This is a genomic window from Paenibacillus sp. FSL H7-0326, assembly GCF_001955535.1.
GTDB lineage: Bacteria > Bacillota > Bacilli > Paenibacillales > Paenibacillaceae > Paenibacillus > Paenibacillus shunpengii.
In genome coordinates this window covers 2,188,343-2,205,570 of record NZ_MPVN01000001.1, presented here as the reverse complement: position 1 = coordinate 2,205,570, position 17,228 = coordinate 2,188,343, and the positions used below count along the sequence as shown (strand labels likewise).

At 48.0% G+C, this 17,228-nt stretch carries 16 protein-coding genes; 11 read left to right on the top strand and 5 right to left on the bottom strand.

Annotated elements, in window-relative coordinates; genetic code table 11:
- The first annotated feature begins 56 nt into the window (after positions 1–56).
- Together BK126_RS10475 and BK126_RS10470 are read left to right on the top strand one after the other, a co-directional pair.
- The gene (locus BK126_RS10475) at positions 57–485 is read left to right on the top strand and encodes an Lrp/AsnC family transcriptional regulator (RefSeq protein WP_047912803.1); all 429 of its coding nucleotides are present in this window, start codon (positions 57–59) and stop codon (positions 483–485) included.
- A 200-nt stretch (positions 486–685) separates the two neighbouring features.
- Positions 686–1,105 (top strand): organic hydroperoxide resistance protein, encoded by a 420-nt coding sequence (locus tag BK126_RS10470; protein WP_047912804.1) that lies wholly within the window; start codon positions 686–688, stop codon positions 1,103–1,105.
- A 122-nt stretch (positions 1,106–1,227) separates the two neighbouring features.
- On the opposite strand, the gene BK126_RS10465 is transcribed toward BK126_RS10470, so the two are convergent.
- Entirely contained in the window at positions 1,228–1,704 is a 477-nt protein-coding gene (locus tag BK126_RS10465) for a nucleoside deaminase (RefSeq protein ID WP_047912805.1), read from the bottom strand.
- 309 nt (positions 1,705–2,013) lie between these two features.
- On the opposite strand from BK126_RS10465, the gene ilvA reads away from it, so the two are divergent.
- Positions 2,014–3,294, top strand: a complete 1,281-nt coding sequence (gene ilvA / locus BK126_RS10460; RefSeq protein ID WP_047912806.1) for a threonine ammonia-lyase IlvA — start codon at positions 2,014–2,016, stop codon at positions 3,292–3,294.
- A gap of 73 nt (positions 3,295–3,367) precedes the next feature.
- Here ilvA and BK126_RS10455 read toward each other — a convergent pair whose 3' ends face one another.
- Positions 3,368–4,339: a hypothetical protein gene (locus BK126_RS10455; RefSeq protein ID WP_076312443.1), complete on the bottom strand. Its 972-nt coding sequence runs from the start codon at positions 4,337–4,339 to the stop codon at positions 3,368–3,370.
- Between the two features lie 355 nt (positions 4,340–4,694).
- Here BK126_RS10455 and BK126_RS10450 point away from each other — a divergent pair, with 355 nt between their 5' ends.
- Entirely contained in the window at positions 4,695–7,487 is a 2,793-nt protein-coding gene (locus BK126_RS10450; protein ID WP_083655799.1) for a copper amine oxidase N-terminal domain-containing protein, read from the top strand.
- Between the two features lie 148 nt (positions 7,488–7,635).
- Here the strand turns inward: BK126_RS10450 and BK126_RS10445 are convergent, their stop codons facing one another.
- Positions 7,636–8,409 carry a DUF1129 family protein gene (locus BK126_RS10445; RefSeq protein WP_076312441.1) on the bottom strand — a complete coding sequence of 258 codons (774 nt, stop codon included), beginning with the start codon at positions 8,407–8,409 and terminating at the stop codon, positions 7,636–7,638.
- A 409-nt stretch (positions 8,410–8,818) separates the two neighbouring features.
- On the opposite strand from BK126_RS10445, the gene BK126_RS10435 reads away from it, so the two are divergent.
- From BK126_RS10435 to BK126_RS10425, 3 genes are all read left to right on the top strand, one after another.
- Entirely contained in the window at positions 8,819–9,163 is a 345-nt protein-coding gene (locus BK126_RS10435) for a hypothetical protein (protein ID WP_047912809.1), read from the top strand.
- A gap of 146 nt (positions 9,164–9,309) precedes the next feature.
- A complete protein-coding gene (locus tag BK126_RS10430; RefSeq protein WP_047912810.1) occupies positions 9,310–10,140 on the top strand; it encodes an alpha/beta hydrolase in 831 nt (276 codons plus the stop codon).
- A 110-nt stretch (positions 10,141–10,250) separates the two neighbouring features.
- A complete protein-coding gene (locus BK126_RS10425) occupies positions 10,251–11,027 on the top strand; it encodes a DODA-type extradiol aromatic ring-opening family dioxygenase (protein ID WP_047912811.1) in 777 nt (258 codons plus the stop codon).
- Positions 11,028–11,120: 93 nt separating this feature from the next.
- Here the strand turns inward: BK126_RS10425 and BK126_RS10420 are convergent, their stop codons facing one another.
- Positions 11,121–11,333: a hypothetical protein gene (locus BK126_RS10420; RefSeq protein WP_047912812.1), complete on the bottom strand. Its 213-nt coding sequence runs from the start codon at positions 11,331–11,333 to the stop codon at positions 11,121–11,123.
- A 194-nt stretch (positions 11,334–11,527) separates the two neighbouring features.
- The gene (locus BK126_RS10415) at positions 11,528–12,061 is read right to left on the bottom strand and encodes a DoxX family protein (RefSeq protein ID WP_047912813.1); all 534 of its coding nucleotides are present in this window, start codon (positions 12,059–12,061) and stop codon (positions 11,528–11,530) included.
- 357 nt (positions 12,062–12,418) lie between these two features.
- On the opposite strand from BK126_RS10415, the gene BK126_RS10410 reads away from it, so the two are divergent.
- The 4 genes from BK126_RS10410 to BK126_RS10395 all read left to right on the top strand — a co-directional run bounded on the left by BK126_RS10410 (position 12,419) and on the right by BK126_RS10395 (position 17,223).
- Positions 12,419–13,498: a DUF3048 domain-containing protein gene (locus tag BK126_RS10410; protein ID WP_076312440.1), complete on the top strand. Its 1,080-nt coding sequence runs from the start codon at positions 12,419–12,421 to the stop codon at positions 13,496–13,498.
- Positions 13,499–13,756: 258 nt separating this feature from the next.
- Positions 13,757–15,400 (top strand): ABC transporter substrate-binding protein, encoded by a 1,644-nt coding sequence (locus BK126_RS10405; protein WP_076312439.1) that lies wholly within the window; start codon positions 13,757–13,759, stop codon positions 15,398–15,400.
- 12 nt (positions 15,401–15,412) lie between these two features.
- Positions 15,413–16,399, top strand: coding sequence for an ABC transporter permease (locus BK126_RS10400; RefSeq protein ID WP_076312659.1), 987 nt, complete (start codon positions 15,413–15,415; stop codon positions 16,397–16,399).
- Positions 16,396–17,223, top strand: coding sequence for an ABC transporter permease (locus tag BK126_RS10395; protein ID WP_076312438.1), 828 nt, complete (start codon positions 16,396–16,398; stop codon positions 17,221–17,223). The genes BK126_RS10400 and BK126_RS10395 overlap by 4 nt, the downstream gene beginning before the upstream one ends.
- Positions 17,224–17,228 lie beyond the last annotated feature (5 nt).

Below are 17,228 nucleotides of genomic sequence, written 5' to 3'. Positions count from 1 at the left end.
TCTTTAAATTCATTTCATTTGATGAATTATACCTTGAATATAAAGGAGTATGATTGATGGACGATCTGGACAAGCAAATCTTGCTGCGGTTGCAGGAGGAAGGGCGCATCTCTATGACGGATCTAGGAAAGGCCGTCTCCTTATCACAGCCTGCCGTTACGGAGCGAGTACGCCGCATGGAAGAGAACGGAATTATTGATCACTATCGTGCAGTCATTACCCCAGAGAAGATCAACAAGCAAATATCCGCATTCATTCTGTTCTATACTAAAGGATGTGATAACTTCGTCAGTTACTGTAAAGAAGCACGCGATGTCGTTGAGTTGCATCGAATCAGCGGACATCAGTACAATTTTCTTGTCAAACTGGTTACCGAATCTTTACTAACCTTGGAGAGTGCAATTAATGAGCTTGGAAAATATGGTGACTCAACGACCATGATCGTACTCTCATCACCAATTAAGCAAGACCAGTTAATCCCTTAAAGATCTTTAGGCTGTCGAGAAATTCTCGGCAGTCATTTTTATTTCTTTTTCATTCAAGCACGGGATGGATTTACTAAATGAATTTTTTTATGCTTTACACCTAAAATAAAATTTAGTAAAATTAAATTGCAAACAATATAATTTATAACAATATAACAACAGCTATATTCTAAAATTAAAATTAAAAGGAGAACATGAAAATGAAAACATTGTATGAAACAACGGTAATCAATACAGGAGGGCGTCAAGGCATTGTGCAATCTCCGGATAACGTATTTTTGCTGGAGGTTGCTGCACCTCCGGAGCTAGGCGGCAAGGATACAACGGCTACCAATCCTGAGCAGCTGTTCGCGGCTGGATACAGTGCCTGCTTTAATTCAGCACTTGAGTTTCAATTGAAGAAGAACAATGTACAAATCGAGAAGAGCACCGTGTCCGCAACGGTATATTTAAAAACAGATCCGGCAGATAACGGTGTTAAGCTTGAGGTGGAGCTGGATGTACGAATCGACGGTTTGGATGAGGAGACAGCTCGCAAGTATGTGGAGCTTGCTCATGATTATTGCCCGTACTCCAAAGCCATTAAAGGAAATGTCAATGTAACGGTAAGCATGGGGTAAATGAAATTCACGCGATAACTCACAATAAAAAAAGCCAGTATGCTCCATACGAATGGGGCGGGACCTATACCTTGTTTATGAGACAGGGTACAGTCCCGGGCATACGGGCTTTTTTCTTTTTTTTAGCGGTCATGTAACTGCTGATGCAGCTTCCGGACCTGCTCGGCTAGCTCCGGCACAGGGCCATCTACTACGGTATCACGAATAACTTCGTGAATAGGGAGGCTCAGCACCCGAGATGAGCGGGCGCCCATATCATTCAGCCACATGGACAGCTGAGCTGAGGAACTTGCATAAACGATCCGTCCCAAGCCAACCCATCCATGGGCAGCAGCACACATTGGACAATGCTCGCCAGATGTATATACGGTTGCTTGGCTTCGTTCTAGTGGGTCCATGTGCTCTGCAGCCCAGCGTGCTAATGCAAATTCGGGATGCTGGGTAGGGTCACCGCCTCCCACATGGTTACGTTCCTCGGCAAGTACGGTGCCATCAGCGGATACAAGGACGGAACCGAAGGGCTCGTCACCTGCTTCAAGAGCGGTTCCTGCTAGCTCTATGCAGCGTTTCAAATGTGCAAGATCTGTATCATTGACCATGGCTGTTCATCTCCTGTTCTCTATTGCTATACTGTCAGGCTATCATGATTATCGGTATCTTGAAAATAAGATCCCCAAAAATATGGTCTGATTGGAGTTCGATTCGCTGGTAAAAATAAGTACAGATGAGGAGGGCATGCCGCGCAGGAAAGTGGTACAATACATAGAAATGATAGCTGATAGCTAAGTCATAGACAGAGAAATGCTGCGTAAGAGAATTCTTTTCATATCACCCATCGTTTGATGAGTTGTGGAATGGATTCGAGTACATGCCTTGCGCGTACCAAATTCAAGCGGAGTGTGGAGAGAATGGAACCAGTAGAGACATCAAAAAGTGGAAATGTCCCTGTTGTGGGAATGGAAGATATCGTCAGAGCACACCATGTGCTGAGAGAGGTTATCGTACGTACACCACTCCAGCGTGATGCTGTGTTATCTGCGAAATACAATTGCGAAGTTTATCTAAAGAGAGAAGATTTGCAAGTCGTTCGTTCATTTAAAATCCGTGGTGCTTACAACATGATCCGGAGTCTGTCCCAGGAGGAGAGAGAACGGGGGATTGTATGCGCGAGTGCTGGGAACCATGCGCAAGGGGTTGCTTTTTCATGTAATGCCTTGGGAATTCAGGGCAAGATCTTCATGCCAAGCACAACACCGAGTCAGAAGGTTAAGCAGGTAAGACGTTTTGGAGGAAGCAATGTGGAGGTCGTGCTTACAGGCGACACTTATGACGATTCCTATGAAGCGGCCATGCGTGTATGCAAGGAGCAGGAGCTTACGTTTATTCATCCTTTTGATCAGCCGAAGATCATTGCAGGCAATGGAACGATTGGGATGGAGATCATGGAGGATCTGGACACCCCCGCGGATTATGTGTTTGTGACTATTGGCGGTGGTGGACTCGCGGCAGGTGTAGGTGCGTATATCAAAACCGTTCATCCGGAAACGAAGGTCATTGGCGTAGAGCCGTTAGGCGCAGCTTCCATGACGGAGGCCATTGATCAGAAGCAGGTCGTTACCCTGCAGCAGATTGATAAATTTGTGGATGGTGCAGCGGTTAAACGTGTGGGTGATCTCACCTATGATATCTGCAAGAACGCACTGGATGATATCTTAAAGGTGCCGGAGGGCAAGGCGTGTACAACCATTCTTGAATTGTATAACGAAAATGCCATTGTGGTTGAACCGGCGGGTTCCTTGTCTGTTGCTGCACTAGCGCAGTATAAGGATCAGATTCAAGGAAAAAAAGTCGTCTGCATCATCAGTGGGGGCAATAATGACATTGACCGGATGCAAGAGATTAAGGAACGTTCGCTCATGTATGAAGGGCTCAAGCATTATTTCATGATTAACTTCCCGCAGCGTGCGGGGGCACTCCGTGAATTTTTGGAGGATGTGCTCGGTCCAAATGATGATATCGCCCGGTTTGAATATACGAAGAAGAATGACAAAGAGAACGGTCCGGCCCTGGTCGGCATTGAGCTGATGTACACCGAGGATTACGAGCCGCTCATCGAGCGTATGAATCGAAAAAATATTCAATATACCGAGCTGAACAAGGATCTTAATCTCTTTAATCTCTTGATCTGATATATTTTAGGTGATAAAAATAGAGCCCCGCTTACAATCGTAAGCGGGGCTTCTTGTGCTGCACATTAGCATTCTATCCGTTCGTTCCGACATGCTCCTCGAGCCAATCTTTTACCTCAGAGGTTTGCTTGAACTGATGATCCTTCAGTACGTTAACGAACTGCTTCAGCAGCTCGTGCAGCTGACTGTTGTTATCATTCGGGCGACCGGCAATGAACGTGTAGGCTGTTTTGGCATGGGGTCTGATCGCTCCATTGTCTTGGAAGAGAGGGGTATTATTCATCCCGTAAAAAATAACGTGTCTGTACAAGTCATATTGATCTTCCATTTGCCGTGTGCGATTAGAGTTCGGATAGTTATTAACAAATCCTTCGAGCAGTAACGCACGATTGACAAGCTCCTGATACCCGATCGCAAGAGCGGCATCCTTACCCAGCTGTTTGCGAGAGAGCTCTGACTGGATGCTGATGTAGGCAGAAATATCCTCTTTGACATCCTCCTCGTAACGTTCAAAAGCAGAATAATCCATCGTCAGGAAATACATGCCTTCAGCGGTAATGACCTTGTATCCGTAATTTTTAGCCTGTGTCAGCAGGTTTTTCACTTTTTGAGTTTTTGCCTTTTGGATCAGCTGGTTCATGGTGTCGTTTTCTTTGAAAAAGGTCTGCAGCTCCTCTTGAACGTCCTGCGGGTACAACTTCTTATCAATGGACGGCATGGCTTTGATCCGTGCATTTTCTAAATAGAGCACCATAAGCGTCGCATGATGGGGAGATGCTTTTGATATATTTTTATTCAGATAAGTTGCAGCTTCCGGCAGACCGTTCGGTTGTTTAAGCAAAGCTCGAAACTTGTTCAGGATAACGGACGACTCCGATGAAACTGCCTCAGCAGCTGCAGGTGCTGATGTATTTGCTTGCGCGGTATTTTGGGCGAAGGCGGGGCTCCATCCGGCAGGCAGCAGCAATGCTGCACTGCTTAACACAGCCATCCATTTTACGGTGGATTTCCGGTTGTTCTTATGCCGAAGTATCGTGTTCTTCATAATTATACCCTCCTAAAAATGATGGATAGATTTACATACATGGGTTACCTAAAGTATTTACCCTAATTACCCGAGGCCCACCTGCTCTAGTTGAAATGATGTGGCACAATAATGATCGAATTGGTATTCACCCATCACCCATAACGCAAAAATATACACAATGATCTCTGCTGGTTCGATTTACTGATTAGCGAGCGAGTCAACATTTGGTCAGGCAAAAAAAATAATTTTCTTCCGACTTGTAAATATGGAACATTATCCCACTATTCTGCGTTATAAGATTGCTGACGTGAAATGAGCCGCATAAGTTGCAAATGGAGCTGATGTTTTTTAATTTAATGGGAAGCTGGAGGAAATGATGATGAAGAAATGGGTATCCTCGGTTGTGATTGCTGCACTGGTATCCGCGGGCGTTGGTCATACGCCAGGTATGTTAAACGCGGCGACTGCCATCCAAATTTATATCGATAATGAAAGACTTCCGTCTCCCCAAGCGCCTGTAATGAAGGGCAATCGGGTTCTCGTTCCACTGCGCTCGATCTTTGAAGGGCTGGATGCGAATGTAATATGGAACAATAAGACGAAGACAGTTACAGCGACAAAAGGAGACCAGACGGTCTCCATGACGATCGGATCGAGCTATGCCACGATCAGTGGAAGCAGAGTCACACTCGATGTTCCGGCGTCGATCATCAAAGGCAGCACTATGGTGCCCATCCGCTTCGTGACGGAGGCACTTGGTGAGGAAGTTCTGTGGAACTCCAGTGCCAAACGTGTAGATATTATTACGAGCAGCAATGATCTGTCTTCTTCCACTGTAACGACCAGGGTCGGTACACAGTACGGGGATGCAAGAGATATCAGCGTGGAGTTTACCCCTTCGCAGAACGAAGGCGGGGTGCATGAATACCGGGTCATACTGGTCAAAGCCTCAAACAGTGGAAGCTTTAATCTGAATGAAGCCAGAAATGTATCTTATACGAGCTACACCCCCGTATCGAGAACGAATGGCAAGCTTAGTGTGACGTTGAAAGAGAACACACTGGATGCAGCGGGTCAAAAGATACAGTCTGGCACGGCTTACAAGGTCTATGTGCTGACCGTGGGAAATGATGCTTCTGATTTCTCCTATGTGCTGTCCTCGGCTAAAGATCCGATTACGATGAATGCCAAGCCGGCAGTGGCTGCAGCCTCAGAGGTTAAGATACGAGATATCGCGAATCATGGGGACGGAAGAGATATGGAAGTCAGCTTCAAGCAGCCGGGTACGACATCGGATATTACCAATTACCGCATCTTTGTCGTTAAGCAAAAGGATGCTTCATCCTTTGATGTGAACGCAGCCAGCAGAGCAGCGAACAGCTATTCTACACCCGTGAATAAGTCGAGCTCATCAACGATTACGACGACGTTGTCTTCAGGCACACGTGATTCATCGGGAGAGATGATCAAGAACGGCATCCCGTATGTCGTCTACATCTATTCGGCCAGCTCGAACACGAATAATAAGCAGCATAAGCTGTCTGGTGCTTCCTCTGCGATTACACTCGACAGTGCGACATTGACGGCTCCATCCATCACGGCAGTCAATGATGTAAATGATTATGGCAATGGCCGGGATATACAATTGTCCTTCAATAGAGCAGGCAATGAGGCCAAGGTCGGTTTTTATAGAATATATGTGGTTAGGAATAATCAAGCATCGTCTTTTAATATGACTGAAGCGAATAAGCTGGGCTCGGACCGATACTACGATATCTCCAAGACAGGTAACAATATCACCACCACCTTGCCTGAAAAACTGAAGGATACCAGCGGTAATACAATCCGGGAAGGAGAGACGTACCGAGTCTTTGTTGCATCCATGGGCAATCAGCAGGGGGGATACTCCAATCTGCTCTCTGGTGCCTCAGCCCAGATTACCCTTGTGAACAACTCGGTAACGAAGCCGATCAGTGGACTTGCGGCAAGTGATATTCAGGATTATGGGGATGGCCGTGACCTCAGAGTGACGTTTAACAAATCATCGAATGAAGCAAGTGTGGATCATTATCGCGTATTCGTCGTGAAATCGGGGAATGCAGGGGCTTTTAATGTATCTATTGCAAGCAGCATGAACAGCTCAAGATACACGCGTGTAAACAAAACAGGCGGCAATCTATCTGTAGCCTTGTCAGCTGATGCGAGAGATACAGACGGTTCCATTATTCGCAGCGGAGTAAGCTACCGCGTATTCGTTCTTGCGGTCAGTAACAGAGGTGACAGCAAGCTGAACTCTCTGTCCGGTGCTTCATCTGTGATCCAGCTATCGGCGAGTAGTGCCCAGCCAGCTTCCTCGGTAGAGGCGGTAGTGAACGGAACCAATGGGGATGGACGTGATGTCACCGTGAAGTTCAAGAAGGCTTCGGATGAGACAGGGCTGTCCCGTTATCTTGTTATGGTAGTGCGGGCGGATGAAGCGAGCAGGTTTGATCTGGCATGGGCAAATCGGGTGGACTCGGGGAATTATACAGCAGTGGCGAAGAAAGGATCGGATCTGTCACAAGTGCTGAACGAGAATACCAAGGACGTCAGGGGTGATCGTCTCACTCCGGGAACAAATTATAAGGTGTTCGTGTTGTCGCTAGCAGATGGCAAAGTACGCTCGGAAAATGCTTTGTCACAGCCATCTAACACCTTCGTAATCAATAAAGCACCTGTCGCAGTGGACACTGCCGTCATAACGAAGGTGGAGAATAAGCCTGCTGAGAATCCGGCTATAAAGGTGGATTTCAATAAGGCAGGCAATGAAGCCGGATTGTCCTTCTACGCAGTCATTGCGGTGAAGGCGGCGAATGCAGATCAATTTACGCTGGAGCAAGCGAATGCATTGCCAAGAAGCCAGTATACCGCGGTTTCCAGAACGGGAGACAACCTGAGCGCGGTGCTTGATACGTACGCGCTGGATGCAGATGGCAGCACATTGAAGGCGGGCGTTACCTATCGTATCTTTGTATTATCCGTAGCTGATGGAGACAAGGCAACTGTGAACAGCCTGTCGAGAGCAAGTGACACGATTGTAATGGAGGAATTGCCTGCTGCAGCTGCACCTCAATCACAGCGCACATCAGGTGAACACGGAGAAGACTCGGCTGCTAAGGATATATAATGGCTGCAGTTTAGGAGCATGACGGAAGTAGGAAGAAGCTCGAATTGCGATTAGCGGCAATTCGAGCTTCTTTGGTATGTTATCCACATGTTAATAAACCCTAGAGCATCCCGCAATGGCTGAGGATTCTCTAGGGTTTGTGTATGAATTATTCAGCCCTTCTTTTCCTTCCGAAGATCGGTTTAACGAGCACAAGTCCGATGGCTCCAATAGCGATGAGGGCAATGGCAGACAGCTGAATAGCGGGAAGCATATTGCCGAATATGTAGCCCAGAAGCAAAATGATGACCACGACGATGAGATAATTGATGATGGATTTCAGATTAAATCCAGCGCGTCTCGGTGACCGATGGGTCTCTTCATCCTCCGGTGCATGATTAAAAGAGAGGAGAATCTGAATTAATACAATCGCGCCACCGGCGATGAGGGCTAATGTAAACAGGCTGATACTCGTATAGGGTGATGGATCTTGGCCCGCTAACGAAGTCACCTGCCCGATGAGTCCCATTAGCAGAAATACCATCGATACCGCAGCCCAGGCAATCATGAGATTGAATTTAATTCCTTTGGTATTATCTGTATTTTCATTATTAATCTTATCCGCATCTTTAGCTGAGACGGTGGAGGAGGCTTTCGAATTTGCAGCGGGTGCTGCTCCCAGCGCATATTTATTCTCTTCTTCTTTAATATACTTGTCCGGTTTACCGCCGAATAATTGCTTCAGATTAGTGCCCTTACGTTGTGCTTCTAAGATTTCCTGTCCCATGCGGAGCAGCAGCTCCTCGAGCTCGAGCTCAGGAATGCGCGAGTTCCTGACCTGTTCCTCGATCAGGGCATAGAACTCCCTGGAAGGAGATGTCATCTGACCAATGACCGTAGTTTGCCGATTCCTGATCAGCATGATTTGTTTGCTGCGATTCATTACTTTATTGTCCACTCCTCTGTCCTATATCCGTACATCATATGAATAAAGTATACGGGAGTAAGGTGGAATTAGCAAAGTTAGGTGTAGGCTTATTCTTTATAGAACAGCTGAGTATGATGAACAGCTACATATATTATGGCAGCGATGACGGCAAGACAGAGAAATACACTTCCCAGGTGATGTTCAATCCAGTGGAACATGAGCTTCATGTGATATCTTCCTTTCCTGTAATCTTCGATTGCTGCTTGTTATTATTCCGAATCAGAGCTTGGATTAATCCGTCTCATTAAGTTTTATGAGGCCAATTCAGGGTCAGAGCGGGAGTGTATAGCCAGTTATCTCCTGTCACACACTATGTCGTGTGCTTATCTAAGAGCAGTACGCATATATAAGGAGGGTTTCGATCATGACACAGAACGATGCAACGAGACAGTATCTGTTAAACAGCCAGTCGAGAGGAGTCAAGGATGAGGTTGTGAAGGCAGAACATATTGAAGAAACAACGAGTCGTAATGAGGAATTTGCATGGGCTCATCAAGTGAGCCGTTCTGCAGAGACCCAGCGGGTGAAGGGAACAGCCCAGATCAGTGCTGAGATTGCGAATGTAGCACCCGTCTATCGGACAATAGCGGATACGGAGTTTGGATCAGATGATGAGGGAGTAATACCGCGCGGGGAGACTGAAGCGGAGCCTGTGGAATGGAAGGGCAAATCAGAAACCCATGCGATGTTTCGCCGGAGCTATGAATAGGCCATAGAGAATTCCATGGAGTGGATTGACTTTCGGTAAAGAATGGTGCTACACTATCTTCAACTAATTCATATTAAACTTATCGGAATTAATTGAAATATAGTTTGGTTTCGTTTGGGTGTTATTTTTTACTGGGAGGAAGTCATATGGAACGACAAATTGGCATTAAGCATGGGGAAGAGGAAATAGCAGCAACGATCCATTATCCGGTGGTATCCGAAATCTCAGAAGGCAAGAAGCCGGCACGAGTACCGCTGATCGTTATTTGCCATGGGTTTGTTGGTAATCGTATTGGTGTTGACCGTTTATTTGTCAAAACGGCGAGAGAACTGGCGGAGGACGGGAACCTGGTGCTTCGGTTTGATTATATCGGCTGTGGTGAGAGTACAGGTGAATATGGCGCTGAAGGGCTGCAGTCGATGATAAATCAGACGAAGAGCGTGCTTGACTATGCCCTGGATTGCTGTGATGTCGATCCTCAGCAGGTGACGCTGCTAGGTCACAGTCTCGGAGGAGCTACAGCACTTCATACCGCAGTAAGGGACAAGCGAGTAACCAAGCTTATTCTGTGGTCTGCTGTAGGGTATCCTTTTAATGATATTATAAAAATAACAGGCCGTGACAAATACGACACCTCTGTCAAAGAGGGGGCGGCAGATTATTTAGGCTATCGCTTTACTCCGGCATACTTTGAATCGCTCGCCGATTTCCAGCCGTTTCAGGAGGCGCTCAAATTCTCAGGTGATGTGCTGGTCATTCACGGAACGAGCGATGATACGATCCCGGTCGATTACGCCTTTTTATATCAGAAGGTATTCTGGATGCGCAGCGAGGGTCGCTGTGATAAGGATATTATTTTTCAAGGAGACCATACCTTTTCATCGGGACCGGAACGTGAGCAGCTCATCAAGCGTACCCGTGCGTGGTTAACAGAGCAGCGTAATGCGAGCCAAGACTGGCAGCATTGGATGATCTAATGGAAGAAATAAATGTTTCAGTACTGAATGAATCAACTTTATTTCGTCCACCTCTAGATGTAAAATAAACACATACACCCATTCTACCTGTGTCTGGAGGCTTGGCAGCGATGACGTTACCTGCATTGTTTATTGCGCACGGTTCACCCACCCTCGTCATAGAGGACAACAACTACACAGCGTTCTTGAGAGAGCTTGGTGCCAGCTTACCGGTCCCGAAAGGTATTGCCTTATTCTCCGCTCATTATGATGAGCCGGTGCAGTCACTGTCTGTAGATGAGTTTCATACAACGATGCATGATTTTTACGGATTTCCTAAAGAAATGTACAAGATTGAATATCCTGCCCCGGGCGATCCGGAGCTGTCGATGAGGATTGGCCAATTGATGGCGGCACAGAATCTGCCCTACAAGCTCGTTACAGGAAGAGGACTTGATCACGGTGCCTGGGTCATTCTTCGGCATATGTATCCGGAAGCGAATATTCCGGTCGTCAGCTTGTCTGTCGATTCCATGCGGTCAGAGCAGGAGCAATACCGTATCGGCTGTATGCTGGAGCCTTTAAGACACGAGGATATATTAGTGATTGGCAGCGGTGGGCTGGTACATAATTTGAGGAAGCTTAGTCCAGATTCAGAACCCGCAGCGTGGGCTGCCGAGTTTGATGAATGGCTCACATTGAAGCTGGAGGAGTGGAATCTTCGAGACCTGTATGATTACGAGAAAAAAGCCCCGAATGCCCAAGATGCGGTCCCTTCTTATGCTTCCGAGCATTTTGCACCCTTATTCTATGCGATGGGAGCAGCAGACAAGGAACGCAGAGCACAGAAGCGGTTTCAAGCCTATCAGTACGGCAGTTTGAGTCTGAATTGCTGGCAATTCGGTTAACTTATAACGAAGTTAAAGGCATTCCCTAATGGAAGAGACGATCTTCCCCCAGGGGATGCCTTTTATTGTTTATATACGAGCAACCGGCAGGTCCTAAGATTTAAGCTCGAAGAACTCACAGTCCTGCCGCTGATGATAGGCAATATCGCTGACACTGGATTGAATGACAATGGTCATCTCATCATAGCGGATAATAACACCGCCGGAGTCGATCTGCTGGTTATCTTTAAAAACGCGAATGCGTCTTTTGCGAGTCATGGCTTCTTCAAAGTCAAGGTTGGTAATTAAACGGCGATTCGTAGCCAAGGGGTTGTCACACCTCCATCGTGAAATTAAATGCCCATACAAGCGGGCCGTGAAGAGAGTATACCACGGAAGCGTGCCGGTATGAACGGTTATAGCAAAAAGCAGGTCCCCGATAAACCTGCTCCCCATGTTTTTTCGATGGAGGAAGATTTGTCGGGCGGCCTGCCCTGTTTCTATATCATCTATTTCGAGGCTTAGGTGTGCTGCGTCTTCGTGTTCACTTTTGCCACCGGGTCCTTACGATGTCTAAACTTGTTGTACATTCCGCGGATATAAGGGATCACCCAGTGATCGAGACCGATCTTAGCCGCATTGTATCCAGCGACAACGATGAAGATCTGCAGAAGTACCAGCTGTGCATTCGTGCTCACCGTTCCCGAGAAGAGGAACGCAAAGTTCATGACCATCGCCATCACTGCAGCCAAGGTAGTGAAGCATCCAAGCAAGAGGCCTACACCGACCAAGAATTCACCGAGCGGTACGAGGAAGTTAAACAATTCTACGTTTGGAAGGGCAAAGCCTTCAAGAAATGCACCCCACCAGCCCTGAACTGTAGCACCCTCACCTGTCGATTTCTCGATTGCTCCTGTCAGGAATCCTGTAGCATCAAAGCCTCCGCCCGTCAGCTTCTGCCAGCCGTGAGTCATCCAGTCATATCCGAGATATACCCGAAGTACGGTCAGCAGCCACATTGCAACCTTGTTTTCTCTCAGCCATGTTGTAAACATATAAACCACTCCATCCTTTTTTTGTGAGGAATCGTAGGATTCCCCTTGTCTGAAGATCATTCGTTAATATCAAGATAGATTGAGCGATAGAAGTTAATGCCTTTATCTTTGTACACTCTTTTGCTCGTTCTATCTATAAAAGTGATCACTCTTTTGATGTCTTTATCTTAAAACATATCCCATCGTATGTTTGTGATAAAAATCACAATATATCAAAAAAAACGCCTATTTCCATGAATCTCATCTGATCTGTGCAATTTCTCGCAGGAAATCAAAGACATTTCGCTCGAATTTGTGATTAAATGGTAGAAAAGCATGCTGCTACTTTCCCTGATGATGAAGGAGGAACACACTTACGTGCAGATCGTAGAAAAATGGAAGCCCTCATTATACATCTTATTCTTACTCATCCTGCTTACAACCGCTTGCTCATCCAATAGCACCCCGGAAGCTGAGCCGTCAGAGCCGGTAGTGGAGACGCCGGGGCCCGCTGAGGAGTTGACAGAAGAGCCCGAAGCGGAGCCCGAGCCTGAGCTGGCTTATGCTGCTCCGTTAACAGGTATTCGCTCTGCAGAGCCTGTCGATGAAAGACCTCTTGCGGTAATGATCAATAATGCCCCGGCAGCAAGACCCCAATCCGGGCTTAGTCAAGCCGATCATATATATGAAGTGCTGGCTGAGGGGGGCATTACCCGGCTGATTGCGATCTTCCAGAGCGGAGGAGCTGCCGAAACGTTAGGTCCAATCCGCAGCATTCGCCCGTACCTCATCGAGCTTGGCGAGAGCTATGGAGGTATACTGGCACATGCGGGAGGAAGCCCGGCTGCCTACTCGATACTGCAAAATGAGGGGAAGCCATATCTCGATGAAATCTCGAATGGCGGACCTTATTATTTCCGCAGCAGTGACCGCAAAGCACCGCACAATCTGTATTCTTCTGTCGATCAGCTGCGAGAAGGCGCAGAGAACCGAGGATACTCACTAGAGAACAACGCACCCGTATATTCGTATTTGGAGCAAGGAGCGGAGGTAAGCGGAGAAGCAGTCCGTTCATTTGATATTTATTATCTGAACGACAGCTATACCGTAAGCTACGAATACGACAGAACTAGGCAGCAATATTTAAGAAGCGTGAATGGTACTGAGGATTTGGATGCAAATGATGGAACACGCTTAGCTGCTTCAAATATTGTTGTGCTGTCGACCTCACATCGGGTGCTGGATGATGTAGGCAGACTCGCCCTTGATCTGTCATCCGGCGGTGAGGCGATGCTGTTCCAGCAGGGCCAGCTGATTCGTGCAGAGTGGAAAAAATCCTCAGGGGACATCATTCGGTTCTATAAAGACGGGAAGGAGCTGCCGCTCGTTCCGGGAAAAAGCTTCTTCAGCATTGTGCCCGATTCTCCTGCACTTGAAGAGCATATTACGTTACATTAACCACATAGCCAGATCATCATGGCTTATCTAAGCCATGATGATCTGGCTATTTTTTTGTGTATCCACATAAATACCAGGTCCAGAAACGTACACCAAGCTAATCATGACAATGTCAAAGAGAGAAGAAATTTGAATGATTTTATTGAAAAATAAAGAATTTTACATTTCCTTTACCGTGAGGTAACAGACAGATCGCATAGCAGTGGTAAAATTGTCGAAGTTCATTTTATGTTGTTCATAGAGAGGAAGCGGGGGAGTATGAAGTTAAGAGGCCGTTCCATTCAACTGGCGGTTTTGGCTTTTGCGGTAATTGCTGCAGCAGGCTGTTCTGCACAGCCGGTCAAGAAGGAGACAGGAAGTGAGCTTCAAGCCTCTGCATCGACAGCGGACAAGTCAGCAGGGAAGGAAGAACTGATACTTGCCGTCGGAGGTGAGCCGGATACAGGATTTGACCCAACGACAGGCTGGGGCCGGTATGGTTCGCCCTTGTTCCAGAGCACACTGCTCAAACGTAACAGTGAGATGGAGATCGTAAGTGATCTGGCTGCAAGCTATGAGACAAGTACGGACGGGCTCATCTGGACCGTCAAGCTGAGAGAGGATGCCCGGTTCAGCGACGGAGAGGCGCTGACGGCGGATGATGTTGTGTTTACATATGAAACAGCGAAGGATAGCAGCTCCGTAGTTGATCTCACCAATCTAGATTCTGTAATGGCCATGGATGACTATACGGTGGAGCTCACGCTCAAGCAGCCGCAATCAACCTTCGTCTATGTTCTGGCGACACTCGGCATCGTGCCCGAACATGCCTATGGGGATAACTACGCGCAGAACCCCGTTGGCTCGGGTCCGTTCAAGTTTGTCCAGTGGGATAAAGGGCAGCAGCTGATCGTCGAGCGAAACGAACTATATTATGGTGAGAAGCCCAGCTTCTCCAAGCTGACCTTCCTGTTCCTGGAGGAGGATGCTGCCTTTGCGGCAGCAAAAGCAGGTACGGTTGACGCTGCATTTGTGACCCCGGCATTTAGCACACAGCAAATTCCAGGGATGAAGCTCGAATCCTTGCAGTCCGTTGACAACCGGGGCATTATGTTCCCGTATGTGCCAGAGGAAGGCCGTACAACAGAAGAGGGCTACCCGATCGGCAATGATGTTACTGCGGATATTTCGATTCGAAAGGCGATAAATGTCGGCATTGACCGCGATGCGCTCGTAGAAGGGATTTTGGAAGGAGAAGGAACACCAGCCTATTCCATCAGCGACAACCTGCCATGGTGGAATTCGGATACCGTATTCGAGGATGGCAGTATTGAGCAGGCGAAGGACATATTGGCTGAAGGTGGATGGGAGGATTCCAATGGAGATGGAACCGTGGACAAGAATGGTATTGAAGCGGAATTTACGCTGATCTACTCCTCTGGTGATTCTACCAGACAGTCCCTTGCCATCGCAGCCGCCGACATGGTCAAGCCATTGGGAATCCGCATTACAGTAGAAGGGAAGAGCTGGGACGAGATTGATAAGCTGATGTTCTCAAATGCTGTATTGTTAGGGTTCGGAAGCAATGATCCGCTCGAAATGTACAATGTGTACAGCAGCCAATTTGCTGGAATGGAATATTATAACCCGGGTTATTACAACAACCCGCAGGTTGATGAGTATATGGAAGCCGCGCTTGCTGCTGCGGACGAAGATGAAGCAATGGAGCTGTGGAAAAAAGCACAGTGGGACGGCACGACCGGCCTCAGCACATCGGGTGACGCACCATGGGCCTGGCTCGTCAACCTGAACCATCTATATCTCGTGAACGAGAAGCTGGATATTGGGGAGCAGCAGATTCACCCGCATGGTCACGGCTGGCCGATTACGGCCAATATTGAAGAATGGGAATGGAAGGAATAGCTGATGGCCGTGATGACCGTTACCGTTAAATTTGTGGCACGGCAGTTCTTCAAGCTTATTCTCTTGCTTGCTGCCGTAAGCGTCATTACCTTCATATTAATCAGCAATACACCGATTGATCCGACGCAGGCTTATATCGGAGCAGATATGCTCCGTGTAAGCCCAGAGCAGCGTGCAGCGATATCCGAATACTGGGGGCTGAATGATCCGCCTGTAGAGCGGTTTCTAGCATGGGGCAATGCGCTGGTACAAGGCGACTTCGGGACTTCAATGATTCACCGCGAACCTGTATTGGATGTCATTGCAGATCGATTCAAGAGCTCTCTCGTGCTTATGCTTGCAGCCTGGGTGCTGTCGGGATTGATCGGGTTTGCCGCCGGAGTACTGGCAGCGATGAAGCAGGGAACCTGGATTGACCGCATCATCAAGTGGTACTGCTATGGCCTGTCATCCACACCGACGTTCTGGGCGGGTCTGCTGCTGCTCATTCTGTTTACGGTATGGATTCCTGTCTTTCCGGTGGGTCTGGGTGTTCCAGCAGGGGTTGAAGCGGCAGAGGTTACCTGGCTGGACCGGGTGCGTCATATGATCCTGCCAGCTCTCACGCTCAGCATTGTAGGAATATCCAATATTGCTCTGCATACCCGAGAGAAGCTGGTCGAGGTGCTGGATAGCGAATATGTACTGTTTGCGAAGGCAAGAGGCGAAGCCGGCTTCATCCTGTTCCGCCGGCATGGACTTCGCAACATCCTCCTGCCCGCAGTGACGCTGCAGTTCGCTTCCTTCAGCGAGCTGTTTGGTGGTGCCGTATTGGTCGAACAGGTATTTTCTTACCCCGGACTGGGACAAGCAACGGTGGAGGCGAGCACGCGCGGCGACGTTCCGCTATTGATGGGCATTGTGCTGTTCAGTACGCTGTTTGTTTTCACAGGTAATCTCCTATCAGAGCTTGTATACCGCTGGATTGACCCTCGAATCAGGGAGGGACAATCGCTATGATGACCACGCTTAATCGCAGAACGAGAACGGTGATCTATTCAGTCATTGCGATCGTTCTGCTAGTTATTCCGGTACTGCTTGCACTCTTGCAGAGCAGCTCCATGTTAGATACTCATTTGACTGAGCGGAACCAGGCACCATCTCTTGCACATCCGTTCGGAACAGACTGGCTGGGACGTGATATGCTCGCCAGAACGATGAAAGGACTTGTTCTCAGTCTTGGTGTCGGCCTGACAGCAGCTCTGGCAAGTGGAATGATTGCGGCTGTACTTGGACTGATGGCAGCTAGCCTTGGCAGAACCGTCGACCGAATCATTACATGGCTGATTGACCTGTTCCTGAGTGTACCGCATCTGGTTCTGCTTATATTGCTCGCATTTGTCATGGGCGGCGGCGTCAAGGGAGTCATTATTGCGGTAGGACTGACGCATTGGCCGAGCCTTGCCCGTTTGATTCGTGCAGAAATAATGTATTTGAAAACGAGCGAGTTCGTGCTTATATCCGAGCAGATGGGCAGGTCCAAATGGTGGATTGCGACGAGGCATCTGCTGCCTCATCTGCTCCCCCAGTTTATTGTTGGGACACTCCTGCTGTTCCCGCACGCGATTCTGCATGAGGCCTCTATAACCTTCCTCGGCATGGGGTTGTCACCGCATCAGCCGGCAATCGGCATCATTTTGTCGGAATCGATGAGGTATTTGTCCACAGGCATGTGGTGGCTGGCATTCTTCCCGGGACTATGCCTGCTTATTGTCGTACGTGCGTTTGATGTGCTGGCCGAGAATTTGCATGCGCTGATCAGTCCGCATCGTTCACAGGAGTAGAAGGG